Consider the following 15,955-nt stretch of genomic DNA (forward strand, 5'->3'; position numbering starts at 1 on the left):
ACTTCGTGACGTCATCGCTTAAACACCAACTCGGAAAGAGGCACGTTCAATGGAACGTCCGTCCCGTCGACCACAATGGACACCGTCGCTCCAGGAACGACCGTCGCAGGTTTTCCCTTGTACTGAACGAAGATTTCGTCAGTGCGAGACGGCGTCTGTAAAGCTGTCGCAGCCGCCCCTGATCGCCCTCGGCTTCGCAGCCTTTTTTCGTCATGACGAAAATCGGGCTCCGCTACTGGTTCCCCCGTTGAGAGCGCGGCCAACTTTTCGTCATGACGAAATTGGGGTTCCGCTGCCGGCGCCTCCGTCGAGAGCGCGGGCAACTTTTCGTCATGACGAAATCCAGAATCTGCGGGCACCAGGCCTGGCATCACGTCGCCGTTGGAAAAAGCGGATCTCCCATCCCGGAAGCTCTCCACCGCATCCTTGATGCCGTCTCGTGTGATCTGCAAGATGTGCTGACACCATGCTTCAACCTCCACCGGGAACTCTTCCCAAGCCTGGCGCAGGTCATACAGCGTCCGCGCGGACCTGACGCCATCGGCGTACGCCTTGTTCACGCAAGCTGGTGCATCGAGGAGCGCCATATGTTCCGTGATGAAGTTCTGGTTCTTTTTCCGCATTCGCTGCGCGATCTCGCCTCTTTTGTCCCCAGCATCCAGCCTGCTCTTGATAAAGAGTGCGCGCGCCCGTGTACTCAACCCGGTTCTCAGTTCGTTCTCGTTGAACTGGTCATAGCTGTCGAAACACTCATCCACGAACGCCGGGATCGAGGTCAAACCGTTGTTGCGTGCCGCCGTGTATCGGCGCCATCCGTAATTGATGATGTATTTGCGGGCGATGGTCGGGTGAGGACGAACGGAAATCGGTGTCTTCACCCCACGGTCCGCAACGTCTGCGTCGAGCTCTTTCTGGGCTTCGATAGCAGCGGGCGTGTGCTCGTCATCCGCGTTGCGAGGGTTCGCTGGATCCGGCAGGATGTCGCTCAAGGGAATTTCCTTGGGCTTACCTTCATGCGCGAGATCGGCCAGGCCGGTCAGGTTCAGGCGAGTGTTCATGTCTACACTCCTGTGCTTTCCATTCTTCCCAATAGGATGTCGAAAACGGCGCGCATTTCTTTTCCCGCGTCGCGGGCGGCGCTCTTGATGCGCTGACGATTTTCGCCAGCGCCGCCTTCCTTCAGCTGCCATACCGGCACCTGTGCACCAGCGGCTTCGCGGTACGCCTGGCGGTCCATGATCGGCTTCGGGAACATGTACTGGTGATGAGATGCCAGCAGTTCCTTGAAGTCCTGCACTTGCGCGGGCTGTCGCGCATCGAACTCATTGGCGAGGATGCCGAAGTTGACCAGGTCGGGATTGAAGTGCCGTTGGATGAACTTGATCCGCCTGAGCACTTCAGCAGATACGTCAACGCTGAACGGATCGATCTTGCAGGGGACAATTACAAAGTCGCTGACGGCAAGAAATGCGTTGGCGATACGGCTGTTGGAGCCTGGCGTATCGAACGTCATGTAGTCGAAGTGCGGGGCCAGTTCGGCCAGTCGCGCACGCAAGTTCTCCAGCAGTTGCATATCGTCGAGTTCGGACTGTTCGACATCGCGCAGGCGAACCCTGTCTGTCGGGATCAGAACGAGTCTCGGGAATTCCTCTGGCAAAGGCAGCGGCTTGTCGGAGAAGAGATCGGCTGCGTTGAACTCCGTGATCGCATAAGGTGCCATTGCCTTGGTAGCATTGCCTTGTTCGTCCGCATCGACGAGGGCAGAGCGATGCTTCTTCTCCGCCGCGTAGTGCGTGAAGTTGTAGCCGGTCGTGGTCTTGCCAACGCCGCCTTTCTGGTTCGCCGGCATGAACGTCTTCATTTCAGCATCCGCCTTCTCGCGATGTCTGCCATTTCTTCGACGACGTCCGCAACGTTGTCCGGCAGCGCTACGTTGACCGCTCTCCAGCCTTCCGGCCGGCTTCCAAACTCCACATGCGTGCGCCATGCACGCGTCACCATCGCGCTGACACCCTGCACCGTGATACGCAAATCCGCCGCAATTTCCCGCTGCTTCACACCGTCCACCAGGACGCGGCGGATGTGCTCAATGTTTTGTTCCTTCTGACGCTCCAGGTGGGGCCGAATGAAATCGAACTCCGCTGGCGTCAACCGCTTTCGCACCGTCATTTGATCCTCCCCGATCACGCGGCTGCTCACTGCTCCGCTAGCTAAAAGGTACGCGTTAAGTCAACGCGAAACTCTGCGTTGGATTAAACCGGCGGCGAGGGGGCACGGCTAATGTAGAACGCATAACCCATTGAGGATACCCATGACACATCGTCTTGTTTCCATCTTCTTGTTGTCGGCGGCAGTGCCGTCTGTGCAAGCTCAGCCTTTGTACCCAGTTGTCGCCAAGGCGGATCAAAAGGCACGTGACGCGGATCGCCGGCTGATTCTGCAAACCGAACTCGCAGCGGAGCGCGAAGCGCTCGCGAACGCGAAGTCCCGTTCAAATGCGGTTGGCCCAAACGAACAGGCGTCTGCTGTCCACCGGCATGAAGAAAACATCAAGGCGCTGGAGCGCGAACTGGAGGGCAGCGCGGCACAAAGCGGTACCGAAGCGATCCCGCACCCTGTCGTCAAAGCGCTTCGTCCAGCCGCACGTACCGCAGACGCTTCTCGTGTTCCTCAGTTCTGGGACCCGTATAACCGGGCCACCGATTTCAACGCCTCATTAATCAACCAAAGGAGTGAAAGCCATGAGTAACAAGACTCGACGTGCATTTACGCTCGCCCTGTGCGTAGGCCTGCTGGCGCTGCAAGCTTCGCCTGCAATGGCGCAGTTCACGGGCGCCGGAGCGCAGGCAACCAACTGGTTCGTACAGCTGCTGACACCCATCGTGCCGCTTGCGGTGGCGATCGTTGGCATCCTGTGTCTCACCGGCCGGGTCAACTGGGGATGGTTCGCAGGCGGTGTCCTTGGAACCGCACTGTTCTTCGGCCGCGACCAGGTCGTGCAGCTGTTCCGCGGCTGGCTGGGAGCATGATATGGACCGCGAGGAGGGTATCGATGTCGACCCGCTCGCGGTGGCGCTCACCCGCCCGTCGACGATTCTCGGCGTTCCTTACGAAGCCTGTGTGATCAACATCCTGGTATCGGTCGAGGCATTGTCCCTGACCGAAAACCTGTTGTGGCTGTTGATGTGCGTTCCGGTCCACGGCATCTGCTATCTGATCACGTTGAACGATCCCCGGTCCTTCGAGCTATTGCTGCTATGGGCGCGGACGACGCTCGGGACGCTCATCGCGACACGGCGGCATTGGCATGGGTCTTCATACAGTCCGCTGACGTTCCGGGAGCGCTTCGGTGCGGTTAAGCGGTGGCGCCTCAAACGACTTTTGAATTCGGAGGTTCCGGCATGAATACTTCGGCATCACGTACTGCCGCGATGCGGCGCGAAACGCCGGTCGCACGGTACGTACCGTATCAAGGTCATCTCACGCCTTCCATCATCGATACTAGCGCGGGCGAATGCCTCTGCGTGCTGCGTCTAGCCGGCGCCCCATTCGAATGCGTCGATGACGACGAGATCAACAACCGGCACGCGCGCCTCAACCGTGTCCTGATGAGCCAGGCGGACCCGCGCATCTCGGTCTGGCAGCACATCGTGCGCCGGCGGGAGAGGCAGTACCCAGACGGCGTGTTCCGACCAGGCTATGCGCACGATCTCAATGAGCGCTACAAGGCCCGGATCGCCAGCGAAGACCTGATGCTCAACGAGCTGTACATGACTGTCGTGTTGCGGCCGTTTCGTAGCAAAGCTCAAGGGTTATTTTCTGCACTGTTCTCCTCGCGCACGCCGGAGGAAATCGCGAAGGCGCGCACGGAGCAGGTTACGGAGCTGGAGCAGATCGTTATCGACCTCACCGCGTCGCTCGGCTTTTACGAGCCCGAGCGGCTGTCGGTGTATGAGCGGCGCGGCGCGCTGTTTTCGGAGCCTGCCGAGTTTTTTAATTTCCTCCTTACGGGCAAATGGGAGCCGGTGCCGTATGCTCCGGTTCCCCTCAGGTACCAGATAGGTGGGGCGCGTCCCGCCTTCGGCAACGAGACTGTCGAGATACACGATGCCGACGTGAGTCGTTTCGGGGCAATGCTTGGCATTCAATCCTATCCGCCCGAGACGACGCCGGTCTTCCTCGACGAATTGCTGACACAGCCGGTCGAACTCGTGGTCACGCAGTCGTTCGAGTTCCAAGCGCAGGACACGGCGCTTCGCAACATGCGGATGAAGACGAATCGCATGGAGAATGCGCGCGACGCGGCGCGGTCGCAAGTCGACGAGATTCCCGATATCGCCGACGACCTGGCATCACGCCGGACGGTCATGGGCAGCCATCACTACAACGTCTTCGTCAAGGCCGACACGCTGGATTCGCTGGCCCGCGTGATTGCCGATGTGCGCCGCATTCTTGTGGAGGCCGGCATCAAGCCGGCGCGCGAAGACCTGGCGCTCGAGGCGGCGTTCTGGGCACAACTGCCAGCCAATTTCGCCATGCGTCCTCGTCTGTCGCCCATCAACAGCCGCAACCTCTGCGGCTTCTATCCGCTGCATAACTTTCCCGTGGGGCGCCGAAAAGGCAACCACTGGGGCGATGCGATCGCAATGCTGGTGACAGCCGCAGGCACACCGCATTATCTGAGCCTGCATGCATCCGATCCGCAGGCGGCGAACGGAGGCGGCAAGAAGGATGTGGGACATACGCTCCTGTTCGGCCCGAATGGTTCGGGAAAGACGGCGACCGTTTGCTTCCTGCTGTCGATGATGCAGAAGTTCGATGTGACGTCAGTACTGTTCTCCAAGGACCGCGATACCGAAATCGCTACCCGGCGCCTTGGCGCGAGGGTGCATGCTTTGAGGCTGAACGAGCCGACAGGACTGGCCCCGTTCGCGCTCGATCCCGCGGTTCCTTCGAACGTGCGGCATTTGCAGTTGCTCGTGCGGAAGCTGATGAGCCGTCCGATCGTCACCGAAAGCGGGCTTGAAGTCGACACGAAACCGCTGACCGTCCAGGATGAAAAAGACGTGGACAGGGCGATCGCACAGGTACTGGACATGGAGCCTGCGGCGCGCCGGCTTGGCCGGGTGCTCGACTTTCTTCCGAAAGGCGAATTGTACGAGCGCCTCGCACGGTGGTGCTACGCTCGGGTAGAGGGGAGGGCGGATGGGCCGCTGGCGTGGGTCTTCGACAATCCGGCGGCCACGATTGCCAATGCGCTTGGAACGGCGCGCACTACCGTGTTCGATACCACCGCCTTCCTCGACGACGCGGAACTCAGGGCACCCATCGCTCTACACCTGTTTCATCTAACTGGACAGCTGATCGATGGCAGGCGGCTGGCGGTGTTCTTTTCGGAGTTCTGGAAGTCGATGGGCGACAAGCACTTTGCCGCTTTCATCAAGGATCTCTTGAAGACGCTGCGCAAGAAGAACGGCCTTGTTGTGCTGGATTCGCAATCTCCAAGCGACGCCCTGCGGCATCCCATGGCACGCACGCTGATCGAGCAGGTCGCAACGATGATCCTGTTCCCCAATCCAGGCGCCGACTACGCCGAACACACGGAAGGGCTCGGATTGTCGGACAGGGAGTTCAACCTCATCAAGACAGACCTGCCTGAAGGTTCCGGAATGTTCCTGCTGAAGCAGGGGCGCCATTCGGTCGTGGCCCGGCTGCCGCTGGCCGGGATGGACGATGACCTGGCGGTACTCTCCGCACGCACCGCCAATCTCGAACTCATGGATCGCCTTATCGCCAAGTACGGGGACGACCCCGACACTTGGGCACCTCACTTCGACATCGAAAGGAAATCCGCATGAACCTCCGTATCCTCGCCGTCGCTGCCGTGCTGGCCTGCGCATCTGCACAAACCCATGCCCAGTTGACTGTCATCGATCCCGCGGTGCTATCGCAGGCGGTAATGCAGGTCAAGGCATGGACCGACCAGTACAGGCAGATGGCCATGCAGATCGACAGCATCAATTACCAGATCAAGTCCATGACCGGCGACCGCGGCATGTCGCGCCTTCTGCCTGCCGCCACGCCAGCGCTTCCGGCGGATTGGGCACGCTCGATGAGCGATCTTTCCTGGTTCGCCCAACAGATCCGTCAGGCGCAGGCGGTGCTTCGGCCCGACCAGGCCGCACGGCTGGCTCCCGAGCTCCAACGCTTCCTGGCTCAGGCGCAGGACATTTCCGCCGCCAACCAGGCGATGGCGCAAACCGCTTTCAACGATGCGACGGCGCGCCAAACGCGACTGCGAATCCTCACCGACACCCTGGCGCGGACCGAGGACCCCAAGGCGGCATACGACCTCGCCAACCGGATCGCCATCGAGCACGCGGAACTGGTCAAGGACCAGAATCAGCTGGAAGCGGCGGCGAACGGTGCCGCCGCCCAGGAGCGCGCGCAGCGCCTGATGATCAGCCAGATGCGCGCCGGCGCGGTCGGGACGTCGATCCCGCGCATCGAGACGCCGCTGCCATGAGCGGCGGACACCATCAACAATCGAAGGAGGCATTCATGAAAGCGACAACGGCCATCGTATCGATCGCGGTCTTGATGTGCGGATGCGGACGCGAGCCTGGCGGGACGATCCCGGAGCTGGGGGGGCGCGTGCTTACCGTGGACGAGTTCCTGGCCCAGCCGGCGCTGCGCGGCAAGGTGAGTGCGCTCTGCCGGAATGATCCCGGCCGGATGGGATTGACGCCGAACTGCGTCAACGTGCGGCGAGCCGACCACATCGCATCGATGGGGACTGCCGACAAGCTCCATCTCGACCTGAGCCACTAGGAGAATCGATCATGGCCGCGCCAACCCTCTATCGCGACGGCATGAATTACATCAATGCCGTGTGCGAAGGCTACGTCGGCGAGAACGTGGTGGCGGTCGCCCGGGTCGTCGGCCCGTTTTTAATGGCGATGCTCGGCCTCTATGTCGCGCTGTGGGGATTCGCCAGCCTACGCGGTTTGATCCGGGAGCCCGTCAACGAATTCATCAACCGGGTCGTGAAGCTGGCCGCGATTCTCGGCATCGGCTTCAACGTCGCGAACTACAACACACTCATCACCAACACGTTCTTACGTGGGCCCGATGAGTTTGTAGCCGGTATGGCGCGGAGCTCTGGTGGCGACGGCGTCATCAGTGGTCTGGACGCGATGCTCAACGACGGGCTGCTGCTGACGACGCGATTCTGGGCCAAAGCCGGGGTGCTCGACGGCGATTTCGGGATGTACCTGATTGCCGCGGCCGTCATTGTCATGACCATCGTCGTCACCGCCTATGCGTTCTTCCTGATGGCGTTATCGAAAGTCGTTCTCACGGCAGTGGTCGCGATAGGCCCCGTGTTTTTCATCGGATTGCTGTTCGAGGCCACGGCGGGGTTCTTCAATTCCTGGCTGCGCCAGCTGGCGAACTACTTCCTCGTGCCGGTGCTGGTTGTCATGGTCAATTTGCTCGTCATGAAGCTGTTCGCGAGTGCGGCCAGCGGACCTGCCGCGATGACGTCGAGTGCCGAAGTCGCGGAGGTGTTTCCGTTCCTGGCAATGGGCCTGGTCTGTCTTCTCGCGCTCGCCTCGGTGCTCAGTATCGCTGCCGGATTGGCGGGAGGCGTGTCCCTGTCTTCGTTCGGCATGGGGCGGTTCGCGGGCAAATTGCTGAGCCTTGGAGGTATGGAACTCGGAAAGCAGATCGGCCTTCAAGGCACCCGTCCGGTGGCGTGGACCGGCAAGAAAGTCGCTCGTGGCACCTGGAGCGCCTACCAGAACAGAAGCCGCAATTCGATTCGCCCGTCCAAGACTAAAACGAAATTGCTGACCTACAAACCGTGAGGAACAAATGCGCAAACTTTTGATCCTGCTGGCCACAGCCAGCGTACTCGGCGGGTGCGCGAGTGCCCCATTGCCGGGATGCGATGGAAGCGATCGCCGCCCAATCAACGTTCCGGCCGGCGCACAGGCCGAATATCCAAGCTGCAGCGCATCCGTATAAAGGAGCATGCAATGAAAAGCCGATCCAACGCAGATCAACTGGTCGAAGAGTTAGCCGCTACCCGTGCGCTGATCGACGCCCACGCCGACATCCAGAAGATGCTCGATTTGGCTGCGGACGAGGCCGACCGCCGAGCCCTGGCCGGCGAGACCTCGCGCCGGAACGCATGGCGCGTGGCTGGCGCCTTCGGCATCGTGGCCGTCATTTCGATCATGGTAGCTGGTGGCGCGGTCGCGACGTCGATGCGTCCGGCGCCACCGCCGGAAATTCTCGTTGTGGACAAGGCGAACGGTATCGTACAGCCACTGATATCGCTGGCCGAGTTCCAAGTGGCTCCCGAAGAGGCGACCATACGCAGGAACGTCAACACGTTCGTTCTGGCCCGGGAAGGATATAGCTACGAGCAGGCGGATATCCATTACTACACCTCCGCCGCCTTCATGAGCCCGCAGCTGCAGACGCAATGGGCCCGGAAATGGGACAAATCGAATCCCGAGTCGCCGCCGAACAGGTACAAGAAAGAACGGAAAGTGCGCATCAAGGTCGGTGCGATCACGGTACTGCGCAACGGCCTCAAGACCGCTATCGGAGCGCGTGCCAGCTTCACGAGAACGGAAATAGTGAACGACGTCGAGGAGACGCCAACCGAGTGGATCGCCAATATATCCTTCCACTGGGTGAACGTGCCGACGAATGAACGCGACCGGCGCATCAATGACCTCGGTATGGAGGTCACCGACTACACGGCGGACCGAGATCTCGGCTCTGCCGGGTGGGCAATCGCGGATCGCACGGCGGTACATACTGCTCCGCGCCAGCCAGCATCCTCCATGGCACTCGTGTCGCCGACTAGCGTTCAACAGGTGTCGCCATGAACAAGACACTCGTGTCCGGAGTGTTCATGCTCGCGGCGGCGATGGCCGCGCAGGGGGCGCAGGTTCCGGAAGCAGCCAAGAAGGATGTGCGCATCCGCTTCGCCACATACGACCCCTATGACGTGGTGACGATCTATACGCGCGACGGACTGGAAACCCACATTGTCCTGGACCCGGACGAGAAGATCGTCGACATGACGGGCGGAGACGTCGAAGCATGGGGTGTCGCGACCAAGTATTCCCGCGATGGACTCTTCATCAAGCCAGCAGGCCTGCTACCCGACGCGAACCTGCATGTGGTGACCACGAAGCGGACGTACACGTTCGACCTGAAACAGGCACGAAAGGGCAAGGGCGAAGTCGGTTTCATGACCGTCTACTTCCGCTATCCAGCATCCGAGCGCAGCGCCAGCGCCAGTGCCAGCGCATCCGAGCAGGCGCGCGCACTGCTAGAGGTACCTGCGCCGATCAGCAATCGCCATTATTCCGTCCAAGGATCGAGCGACCTCGCGCCGGTGGAAGCTTGGGACGACGGCAGGACCACGTTCCTGCGGTTCGGTGCAAATGCCGGCATCCCTGCGGTGTATTCAGCCCGTAGCGGCGAGGACGCGCTGGAACAGATGGAAAGCCCGGTCATGAAGGACGACATCATGCAGATACCGGGCGTGCACCGCAAGCTCGTGCTGCGCATCGGGCGCCAGGTTGCCTGCGTGTTCAATGAGGGTTTCGATCCCGCCGCGCGGCGTCCCGCTACCAGCACGGTATCGCCTCTGGTCGATCGCGTCCTGAAAGGAGCTGCCAAATGAACTTGTTCAAACGCCGGCTGGACGAAGTGGAGGCCGATGACGAGAACGCCATCGAAGGCGAGCGCGTTCTCGGTTCGGTCAACAGAGGGATCTCGCTGCAAAACAGGTTGACCAATTGGGCTGTAATCCTCGGTGCCTGTCTACTCGCAGGTGTCCTGCTCTACAAGTATTACGCGGGAATGTACAGGCATTACCAAGAGACGAAGGCACCCGTGAAGGACGTGACGCGTACGCTGGCCACGGCCACGTTGCCTCCTCTTTCGATGCCGGAACCCGCGCCCGCGGAAGCGCCAGTCGTTGCCAGCGCGGTCGACAGGCTTCCTCCGCTCCAGGCGTCGGCAAATCCCCCATCCTTTGCCGGCCAAGCACCGACCGGGACGTCCGCTGTCCACACGTCTCCGACGAGTCGTGTCGAAATGGTGCGCGAGCGTCGGCTGAAACGCGAAGTGCGCTTCAAGCTGGATGCCATCGATGCAACGGAGCCGACCGGCTTGGGCCAGGCGAAGAAAGCTTCGGAGGATGGCGCGACGAACTCCATATCTCGTGCCGTCGCGGCTGGGCCTGCGCAGCCCTCCGAACATGCCGCGACACGTGCCTACATGTTGCCCGATCCAACGCTCATGATGACGCGCGGTAAAGTCATTCCGTGCACGGTCCTACCAGCAATCGACACTACGCTGACCGGGACCGTGTCGTGCGTGACTGCGGTGGATGCGACAGGCGCCGACAACAAGGTGTCGCTCATGGACCGGGGTACGTACTGCGTCGGCCAGCAGGGCGGAGGCGTTACGCACGGGCAACGCCGGGTTGGGATCATCTGGCAGCGGTGCGAGACGCCCCAACACGTGATGGTGCCGCTTAGCGCCGATGCGGCTGATTCGCTGGGACGGCCCGGCATTCCGGGAGCGGTCGACAACCATTTCTGGGATCGCTTTGGTGCCGCCATCGCCCTGAGCCTGATCACCGATGTCGGCCCGTACCTGGTCGCTACGGCGCAACGTGGAAATGGCAACACCACGATTGCATTTCCAACGATTACTGGCCCGCAAGAGGTCATGTCCGAGGTATTGAAAAGCACGATGGACATTCGGTCGACAATTACTGCCCCGCAGGCCAGCGAGGTGTTGATCTACCTGGCCGGCGATATCGACTTCCGCGATGTCTACGCACTGGAAAGGAAGCGGCCATGAACGATACCGCGATCGTTGTGGACGACGTCTCCACGCTGGCGCTGCATCTCCGTCCGATAGCCGCTCATCTGGACGATGAGAGCGTTACCGAGATCGTCATCAACCGGCCTGGCGAGGTGCTGCTGGAGCGTTCGGACGGCTGGGAGGCTGTCAGGAACGCGGCCATTTCACATCAATGGTGCGACGGGCTCGCAATGCTGCTGCGGAATCGCGCCAACCAGGACCTCGCGGAAGACTGGCCGCTGCTCGGTGCTCAGTTGCCTGGTGGCCTGCGTGTACAGGTCGTCATTCCGCCTGCAATCGAAGCCGGCAAAGTCTCATTCACGACGCGGCGCGCGATAGGCAAGTCGTTGTCGATGGAAGAAATCGTCGACAGCGGCGCGTTCGAGAATACGCGGTGCGAACAGTCCCTGCTGATGACATCGAAGGAGCGGACGGATATCGAGGCGTCACTCCCTGACAAGGAGCGAGAAATACTCGACCTGTTTCGCAGGCGCCAATGGGACGCGTTTTTTCGGGCGGCAGTCGAGGGCCGGAAGAACATCGTCTCGTCAGGCGCTACCGGTTCGGGCAAGACCACCCTCGGTAATGCGCTGGCGGCGATGATCCCGAAGGATGAACGCATCATCACTGTCGAGGACGTGGCGGAAATGCGGCTGCCCCACGTCAACCAGGTCAATCTGTTTTATCCGAAGGGAGCCAACGGCGTATCGAAGCTGAAGCCGCGCGACCTGCTCGAGGCCACGCTGCGCATGCGGCCCGACAGGGTGTTGCTGGCCGAACTGCGCGGCGACGAGACGTTCTTCTTCATTCAGAACGTCCTCAACTCCGGGCACCCGGGAACGATTACGACGGTCCACGCCACGCGGGCCAAGCTGGCGTTCCGCCGCCTGGCCCTCATGATCAAGGGAAGCGCGGAAGGGGCAGGGCTCGATCTCGACGATATCTACGCGAACCTGTATGCGCTTGTCGACGTGGTCGTCCAGATGGCACGCCTGCCGGGTGGCCGCCGCGTAGCGGTCGAGGTCTATTACGATCCCGCGTTCGCGGCGCGCCAGCTGGGGTAGGGGGCCACGATGCTCATTACTCCGATCGACAGTCCTCGCCTCAAGGCATTGGCTTTCTGCACCATGCTGATCGGTGCGGTGCTGACTACCCTCTACCTTGCAAGCTATCTGTTCCTGGTGCGGCTCGGGAACCCCTTGCTTCCGCCGGCGGCCGCGTCGCCGATGACGGTACTGCGTTACTGGCAGCAGTATGGAACCGATCCGTACACGCGCCGCTGGCTGATCGGCTGTCTCGTGGCGGGCGCCAGTCCGGCGGCCGCTGCCGCGATCGCGCTGTTCCGGCCTGTGAGCCGCTCCCTGCACGGCGATGCCCGCTTTGCCACCAAGCGCGAGGTTGCCCGTGCAGGTCTGTTCGGGGAGGCCGGCATCATCCTCGGCAGGTGGGGGCGGCGCTACCTGGTGCTTGGCCGGCAACTGGCGGCGATTGTCATCGCACCGCCCCGGTCGGGGAAGGGCGCAGGTCTCGTACAACCGAACGCGCTATCCTGGCTCGGGAGTATCGTCGTCAACGACGTGCGCAAGGAGTGCTACCGGATCACCGCGGGTTTTCGAAGCCTGTTTTCGGAAGTCCACCTGTTCGATCCGTTGTCGCGCAATGGGTTGACGGCTCAGTGGAATCCGATTTCGAAATACTACGTGCCCGACGATCCTCCGCTGCGCGTGAGCGCGTTGCAGAAACTCGCGAACCAGCTGTCCCCCGATCCTGCCTCGGGCGATCCGTTCTGGCCGGCGTCATGCCGCGACCTGTTCCTCGGTATCGGCCTGTACGTGATCGAAACGCTGTCGCTACCGCGTACGCTAGGGGAGATGGTGCGCCAGATCATGCATGGCGCGGACGACTCCGTGAGCGATCACTGGAAGAGGATCATCCGCGAACGCGACAAGTCGGAGAACCCGCTGTCGCCGACCTGCAAGCGGATGCTGTACGACTTCATTGCCTTGAGCCCGCAAACGCAGTCGTCGGTACGGAAGACATTCACCGCGAAGCTGCAGCTGTGGACTGATCCGCTCGTGGACGCTGCCACGAGCGCCGATTCCTTCAATTTCTACGACCTTCGGCGCAAGCGTCTCTCGATCTACCTCGGCGTCAATCCGGGAGACCTGGACCGCCTGTCCCTGCTGATGAATCTCTTCTTCACGCAAATGCTGGACGCGAACATGGACAAGATGCCGGAAGACGATCCGTCAATCCGGTGCGAGCTGCTGCCGATCATGGATGAAATGGCCGCGCTCGGCCGCATGCCCATCATCGAGAAGAGCATCCAGCTGATGGGCGGTTACGGCATTCGCCCCCTGCTGATCGCCCATTCCGTTCCTCAGCTTCGCGCGGTTTATGGCCCAGACCACACCAAGAACATCATAGCCTGCTGCGGCGCGCGGGTGGTGTACGCGCCGAATGACAGCGACTACGCCACCGATATCTCGCGCGAGCTCGGCACGTTCACCGCGGACAGCACGTCGGACTCCCGCCCGGCCATGAGTGCGCGTCCAGGCAGCGTGACCAGATCGAAGACCGCACGCGCACTCCTCAATCCGCAGGAGGTGAAGATGATGGGCGTGAACAACGAGATCGTGTTCGTCGAACACTGCCTGCCGATCTTCTGCCGCAAGATCTGGTACTGGCAGCGCCTCGTCTTTCTTCGTCGTGCAAACCGGCCTCTGCCCGAGATCGAGCCGATCGAAATCAAGATGCCAGAAGCGGCGCCGCCGCTGCTCGACAAGGACGATGCACCCAGTGGCAAAGCCAAGGCGCCGCGCGACATTACGCCGCAGGACATACCGAAGCTCGGCAAACTGAAGCTGACGGATTACGCGATGGATTTCAAAGATGTCCAACTACCGAAAGGAGAAAAGCTGACTGGCGAGGATCTGCAAAAAGTTTTCGATTCCTTCATCCGCGAAGTTGAAGCGGCAACCTGACAGGAGCTGACATGAGTATCGAAGACAAAGAGGAACGCACACCACCTCCAACGGATTTCCCTGTGCCCCAGGGCTCGAAAGACAACGGAAGTGGAAGCGCAACGACCGAAACCACGCAGGGAAGTGATGGAGGGGACGCCATACCAAAAGCTGCAAAGAGGCGTACATCCAAGAGCAAGGAAGCGGGCATCGGCGAGACCGCTCAACAGATGGACACCCCTGTCAAACCGGCACGGAAGACACGGGCGGCAACGAGATTTGCCGACGCGGCGGAACCGCTGGCTCCCGCGACGTCGGAACCAAAACGTACTCGACGTCGGGCATCACCGAGCAAGGACGTAAAACAGGAAGTGGCGCAGCCAGCACCGCACCGGGCCGACATCCCTCCCGTTACCGAAGAGGCGATCGCGTTTCTCGCCAATTCCAACGCGAAGGTACCAGAACTGTTCAAACTTCAACCGCAGAGCCGTGAATTCGTCCTGTATCACATGTCGAACCTGCAGCGGCTGGATGCGGACATTGCAGCGGGGCGCAGCTATCTCGCCACGCACATGCCGAAGTTCAGTCCCGAGTTCGAGAAGACTGCCGATGCGCTTCTTGCGAAGCTGGCGCATTCCCACCGCACGGCGTCGGCAACGGCAACACCGAATGCCGATAAATCGACGTTGACAAGGTCTCCGCATTTCTATGGGCCGAGTCAGGTGACCGAAGTCGTCCGGGTACGTACTCTTGACCCGGTCGCGGCGGAGCCCAAGAAGCATGAGCGCGAAGTTGAAAACACGATCGAGCGTGGTCCCGTCCTGAAGCTCGACAAGCCACTTGCGAACGACGTTGCGAAGCCGACGCCCGCACCCGCTGCTGAAAGCAAGTCTTTACCGGGTTTCGGTAAGAAGGTTTTGCATATCATGGGTAACACAGCCGACGTCGCCGGCGCCTGGTTACACAGCGAAGCAAAACAGGCCGACACTTCGAGGAAGGTGGGGCCGTCTCAAGACTCAATCAAGGAGCCAGCGCCGCCGGACGGTAGTGCTCGTGTCGTTCCGGCTAGCGTGGCTCGACGTTTTCTCAAGGTTGAGACGGAATACTACTTCCCGGATAAGTCGCCGGCGTTCAGTGACTGCGGGGACAAGCTGGCGACACGTGGCGCCCATCCGGAAGTGGTGCGCTCGCTGGTCGAAATCGCCCAGGCCCGCGGCTGGACAAGCCTCACGGTCAAGGGTACTGACGAATTCCGGCGTAGCGCCTGGATGGAAGCGGCTCAAGCCGGGATAAAAGTCGCGGGATATCAGCCTTCGGCGCTTGATTTGGCCGAGTTGGCGAGCCGTCCAGTAAGAAACACGGTCGAGAAAGGGCGCCAACGAGACCAGGACAAGGTGCCGGCTGCCCCTTCCACTAGACAACCAGGTACGGGCGAAGACCGGCAACCAGTACGGCAGCTTGACAGTGCAGTGGCGAAGCCGAACGAATCTCCACCGTTGAATGCGGAACTGGTCGCGAAGGCATCCGCATTCGAAAAGGACAAGCCATCGTTTGTCCTGAAAAACCATCCCGAACTCGCGCCTGCGTACGGCGTCGTCGACGTAGCCAGGAAGTTTGCCGAAGCCCACTTGCCGAAGGATGTGCGCGAGGAGTTTGTCGGCCTCGCCAGACGGCATGTCATACAGAAGATCGTTACTGGCGAGGCTGTGAAAGGGCCGAAGATCTATGTCGCGCATGCGAGAAGCAGGCAGGCTCCCGAGCAGAGGGCAGCAGTAGCGACGGAGACGATTGATCAAGGCAAGTCGCCTCGGGCGAAAGAGGTAGCGAAGGAGAGATAGCGCTCGCTGCCTTGTTTCATCATCCGCAGATCGACCCACCTCCGTCTTGGAGCGTGGGTATTCGCTTCATCCGCCACATCTCGGCAGCCATGGCCGACAACGTACTAGGAGACTTGAAATGCTATCGTGGGACGATGAGCCGCCGGAAAGGCACGGCAGTAGTTCACGTGTGAACGCGGACGACAAGCGCATCATCAACGCCAAGACCGACGTCAACCAGCTGGTCCCGTTCAAATATAAATGGGCGTGGGA

At 61.0% G+C, this 15,955-nt stretch carries 16 protein-coding genes and 1 pseudogene; 14 read left to right on the top strand and 3 right to left on the bottom strand.

All coding sequences use genetic code 11. The annotated features are described in order from the left end of the window. Positions 1–11: 11 nt before the first annotated feature. The 3 genes from QPK29_RS31095 to QPK29_RS31105 are packed head-to-tail and all read right to left on the bottom strand — an operon-like array spanning position 12 to position 2,169. Positions 12–1,058 carry a ParB/RepB/Spo0J family partition protein gene (locus QPK29_RS31095; protein ID WP_371771986.1) on the bottom strand — a complete coding sequence of 349 codons (1,047 nt, stop codon included), beginning with the start codon at positions 1,056–1,058 and terminating at the stop codon, positions 12–14. 2 nt (positions 1,059–1,060) lie between these two features. Next, positions 1,061–1,861 carry a ParA family protein gene (locus tag QPK29_RS31100; RefSeq protein WP_371771987.1) on the bottom strand — a complete coding sequence of 267 codons (801 nt, stop codon included), beginning with the start codon at positions 1,859–1,861 and terminating at the stop codon, positions 1,061–1,063. Continuing rightward, positions 1,858–2,169, bottom strand: a complete 312-nt coding sequence (locus QPK29_RS31105) for a TrfB-related DNA-binding protein (RefSeq protein WP_371771988.1) — start codon at positions 2,167–2,169, stop codon at positions 1,858–1,860. Before QPK29_RS31105 ends, QPK29_RS31100 begins: the two co-directional genes overlap by 4 nt. Before the next feature lie 142 nt (positions 2,170–2,311). Between QPK29_RS31105 and QPK29_RS31110 the strand changes: the two genes are divergently transcribed. The 14 genes and pseudogenes from QPK29_RS31110 to QPK29_RS31175 all read left to right on the top strand — a co-directional run. Next, entirely contained in the window at positions 2,312–2,749 is a 438-nt protein-coding gene (locus QPK29_RS31110) for a hypothetical protein (RefSeq protein WP_371771989.1), read from the top strand. Then, positions 2,742–3,029 (top strand): TrbC/VirB2 family protein, encoded by a 288-nt coding sequence (locus QPK29_RS31115; protein ID WP_371771990.1) that lies wholly within the window; start codon positions 2,742–2,744, stop codon positions 3,027–3,029. The genes QPK29_RS31110 and QPK29_RS31115 overlap by 8 nt, the downstream gene beginning before the upstream one ends. A gap of 1 nt (position 3,030) precedes the next feature. Then, complete coding sequence (locus QPK29_RS31120; protein ID WP_371771991.1) at positions 3,031–3,405, top strand: type IV secretion system protein VirB3; 375 nt, start codon at positions 3,031–3,033, stop codon at positions 3,403–3,405. Then, positions 3,402–5,858, top strand: coding sequence for a VirB4 family type IV secretion/conjugal transfer ATPase (locus QPK29_RS31125; RefSeq protein ID WP_371771992.1), 2,457 nt, complete (start codon positions 3,402–3,404; stop codon positions 5,856–5,858). Before QPK29_RS31120 ends, QPK29_RS31125 begins: the two co-directional genes overlap by 4 nt. Next, positions 5,855–6,526, top strand: a complete 672-nt coding sequence (locus QPK29_RS31130; protein WP_371771993.1) for a type IV secretion system protein — start codon at positions 5,855–5,857, stop codon at positions 6,524–6,526. The genes QPK29_RS31125 and QPK29_RS31130 overlap by 4 nt, the downstream gene beginning before the upstream one ends. Before the next feature lie 35 nt (positions 6,527–6,561). Next, the gene (locus tag QPK29_RS31135; protein WP_371771994.1) at positions 6,562–6,831 is read left to right on the top strand and encodes an EexN family lipoprotein; all 270 of its coding nucleotides are present in this window, start codon (positions 6,562–6,564) and stop codon (positions 6,829–6,831) included. 11 nt (positions 6,832–6,842) lie between these two features. Beyond that, a complete protein-coding gene (locus tag QPK29_RS31140; protein WP_371771995.1) occupies positions 6,843–7,868 on the top strand; it encodes a type IV secretion system protein in 1,026 nt (341 codons plus the stop codon). Between the two features lie 171 nt (positions 7,869–8,039). Further along, a complete protein-coding gene (locus QPK29_RS31145) occupies positions 8,040–8,903 on the top strand; it encodes a virB8 family protein (protein ID WP_371771996.1) in 864 nt (287 codons plus the stop codon). Continuing rightward, entirely contained in the window at positions 8,900–9,709 is an 810-nt protein-coding gene (locus QPK29_RS31150; protein WP_371771997.1) for a TrbG/VirB9 family P-type conjugative transfer protein, read from the top strand. The genes QPK29_RS31145 and QPK29_RS31150 overlap by 4 nt, the downstream gene beginning before the upstream one ends. Beyond that, positions 9,706–10,899: a TrbI/VirB10 family protein gene (locus tag QPK29_RS31155; RefSeq protein WP_371771998.1), complete on the top strand. Its 1,194-nt coding sequence runs from the start codon at positions 9,706–9,708 to the stop codon at positions 10,897–10,899. Before QPK29_RS31150 ends, QPK29_RS31155 begins: the two co-directional genes overlap by 4 nt. Then, a complete protein-coding gene (gene virB11 / locus QPK29_RS31160; RefSeq protein ID WP_371771999.1) occupies positions 10,896–11,966 on the top strand; it encodes a P-type DNA transfer ATPase VirB11 in 1,071 nt (356 codons plus the stop codon). The genes QPK29_RS31155 and virB11 overlap by 4 nt, the downstream gene beginning before the upstream one ends. 9 nt (positions 11,967–11,975) lie before the next feature. Continuing rightward, positions 11,976–13,886: a type IV secretory system conjugative DNA transfer family protein gene (locus tag QPK29_RS31165; protein ID WP_371772000.1), complete on the top strand. Its 1,911-nt coding sequence runs from the start codon at positions 11,976–11,978 to the stop codon at positions 13,884–13,886. Positions 13,887–13,897: 11 nt separating this feature from the next. Beyond that, on the top strand, positions 13,898–15,703 hold the full coding sequence (locus tag QPK29_RS31170) for an LPD7 domain-containing protein (RefSeq protein ID WP_371772001.1): 1,806 nt from the start codon (positions 13,898–13,900) through the stop codon (positions 15,701–15,703). A 118-nt stretch (positions 15,704–15,821) separates the two neighbouring features. Further along, positions 15,822–15,955, top strand: a pseudogene (locus tag QPK29_RS31175) (ribonucleotide-diphosphate reductase subunit beta); the annotation flags it as partial.

Origin of the sequence: Massilia orientalis (assembly GCF_030411975.2) — a bacterium.
Taxonomy (GTDB): Bacteria; Pseudomonadota; Gammaproteobacteria; order Burkholderiales; family Burkholderiaceae_D; genus Telluria; species Telluria orientalis.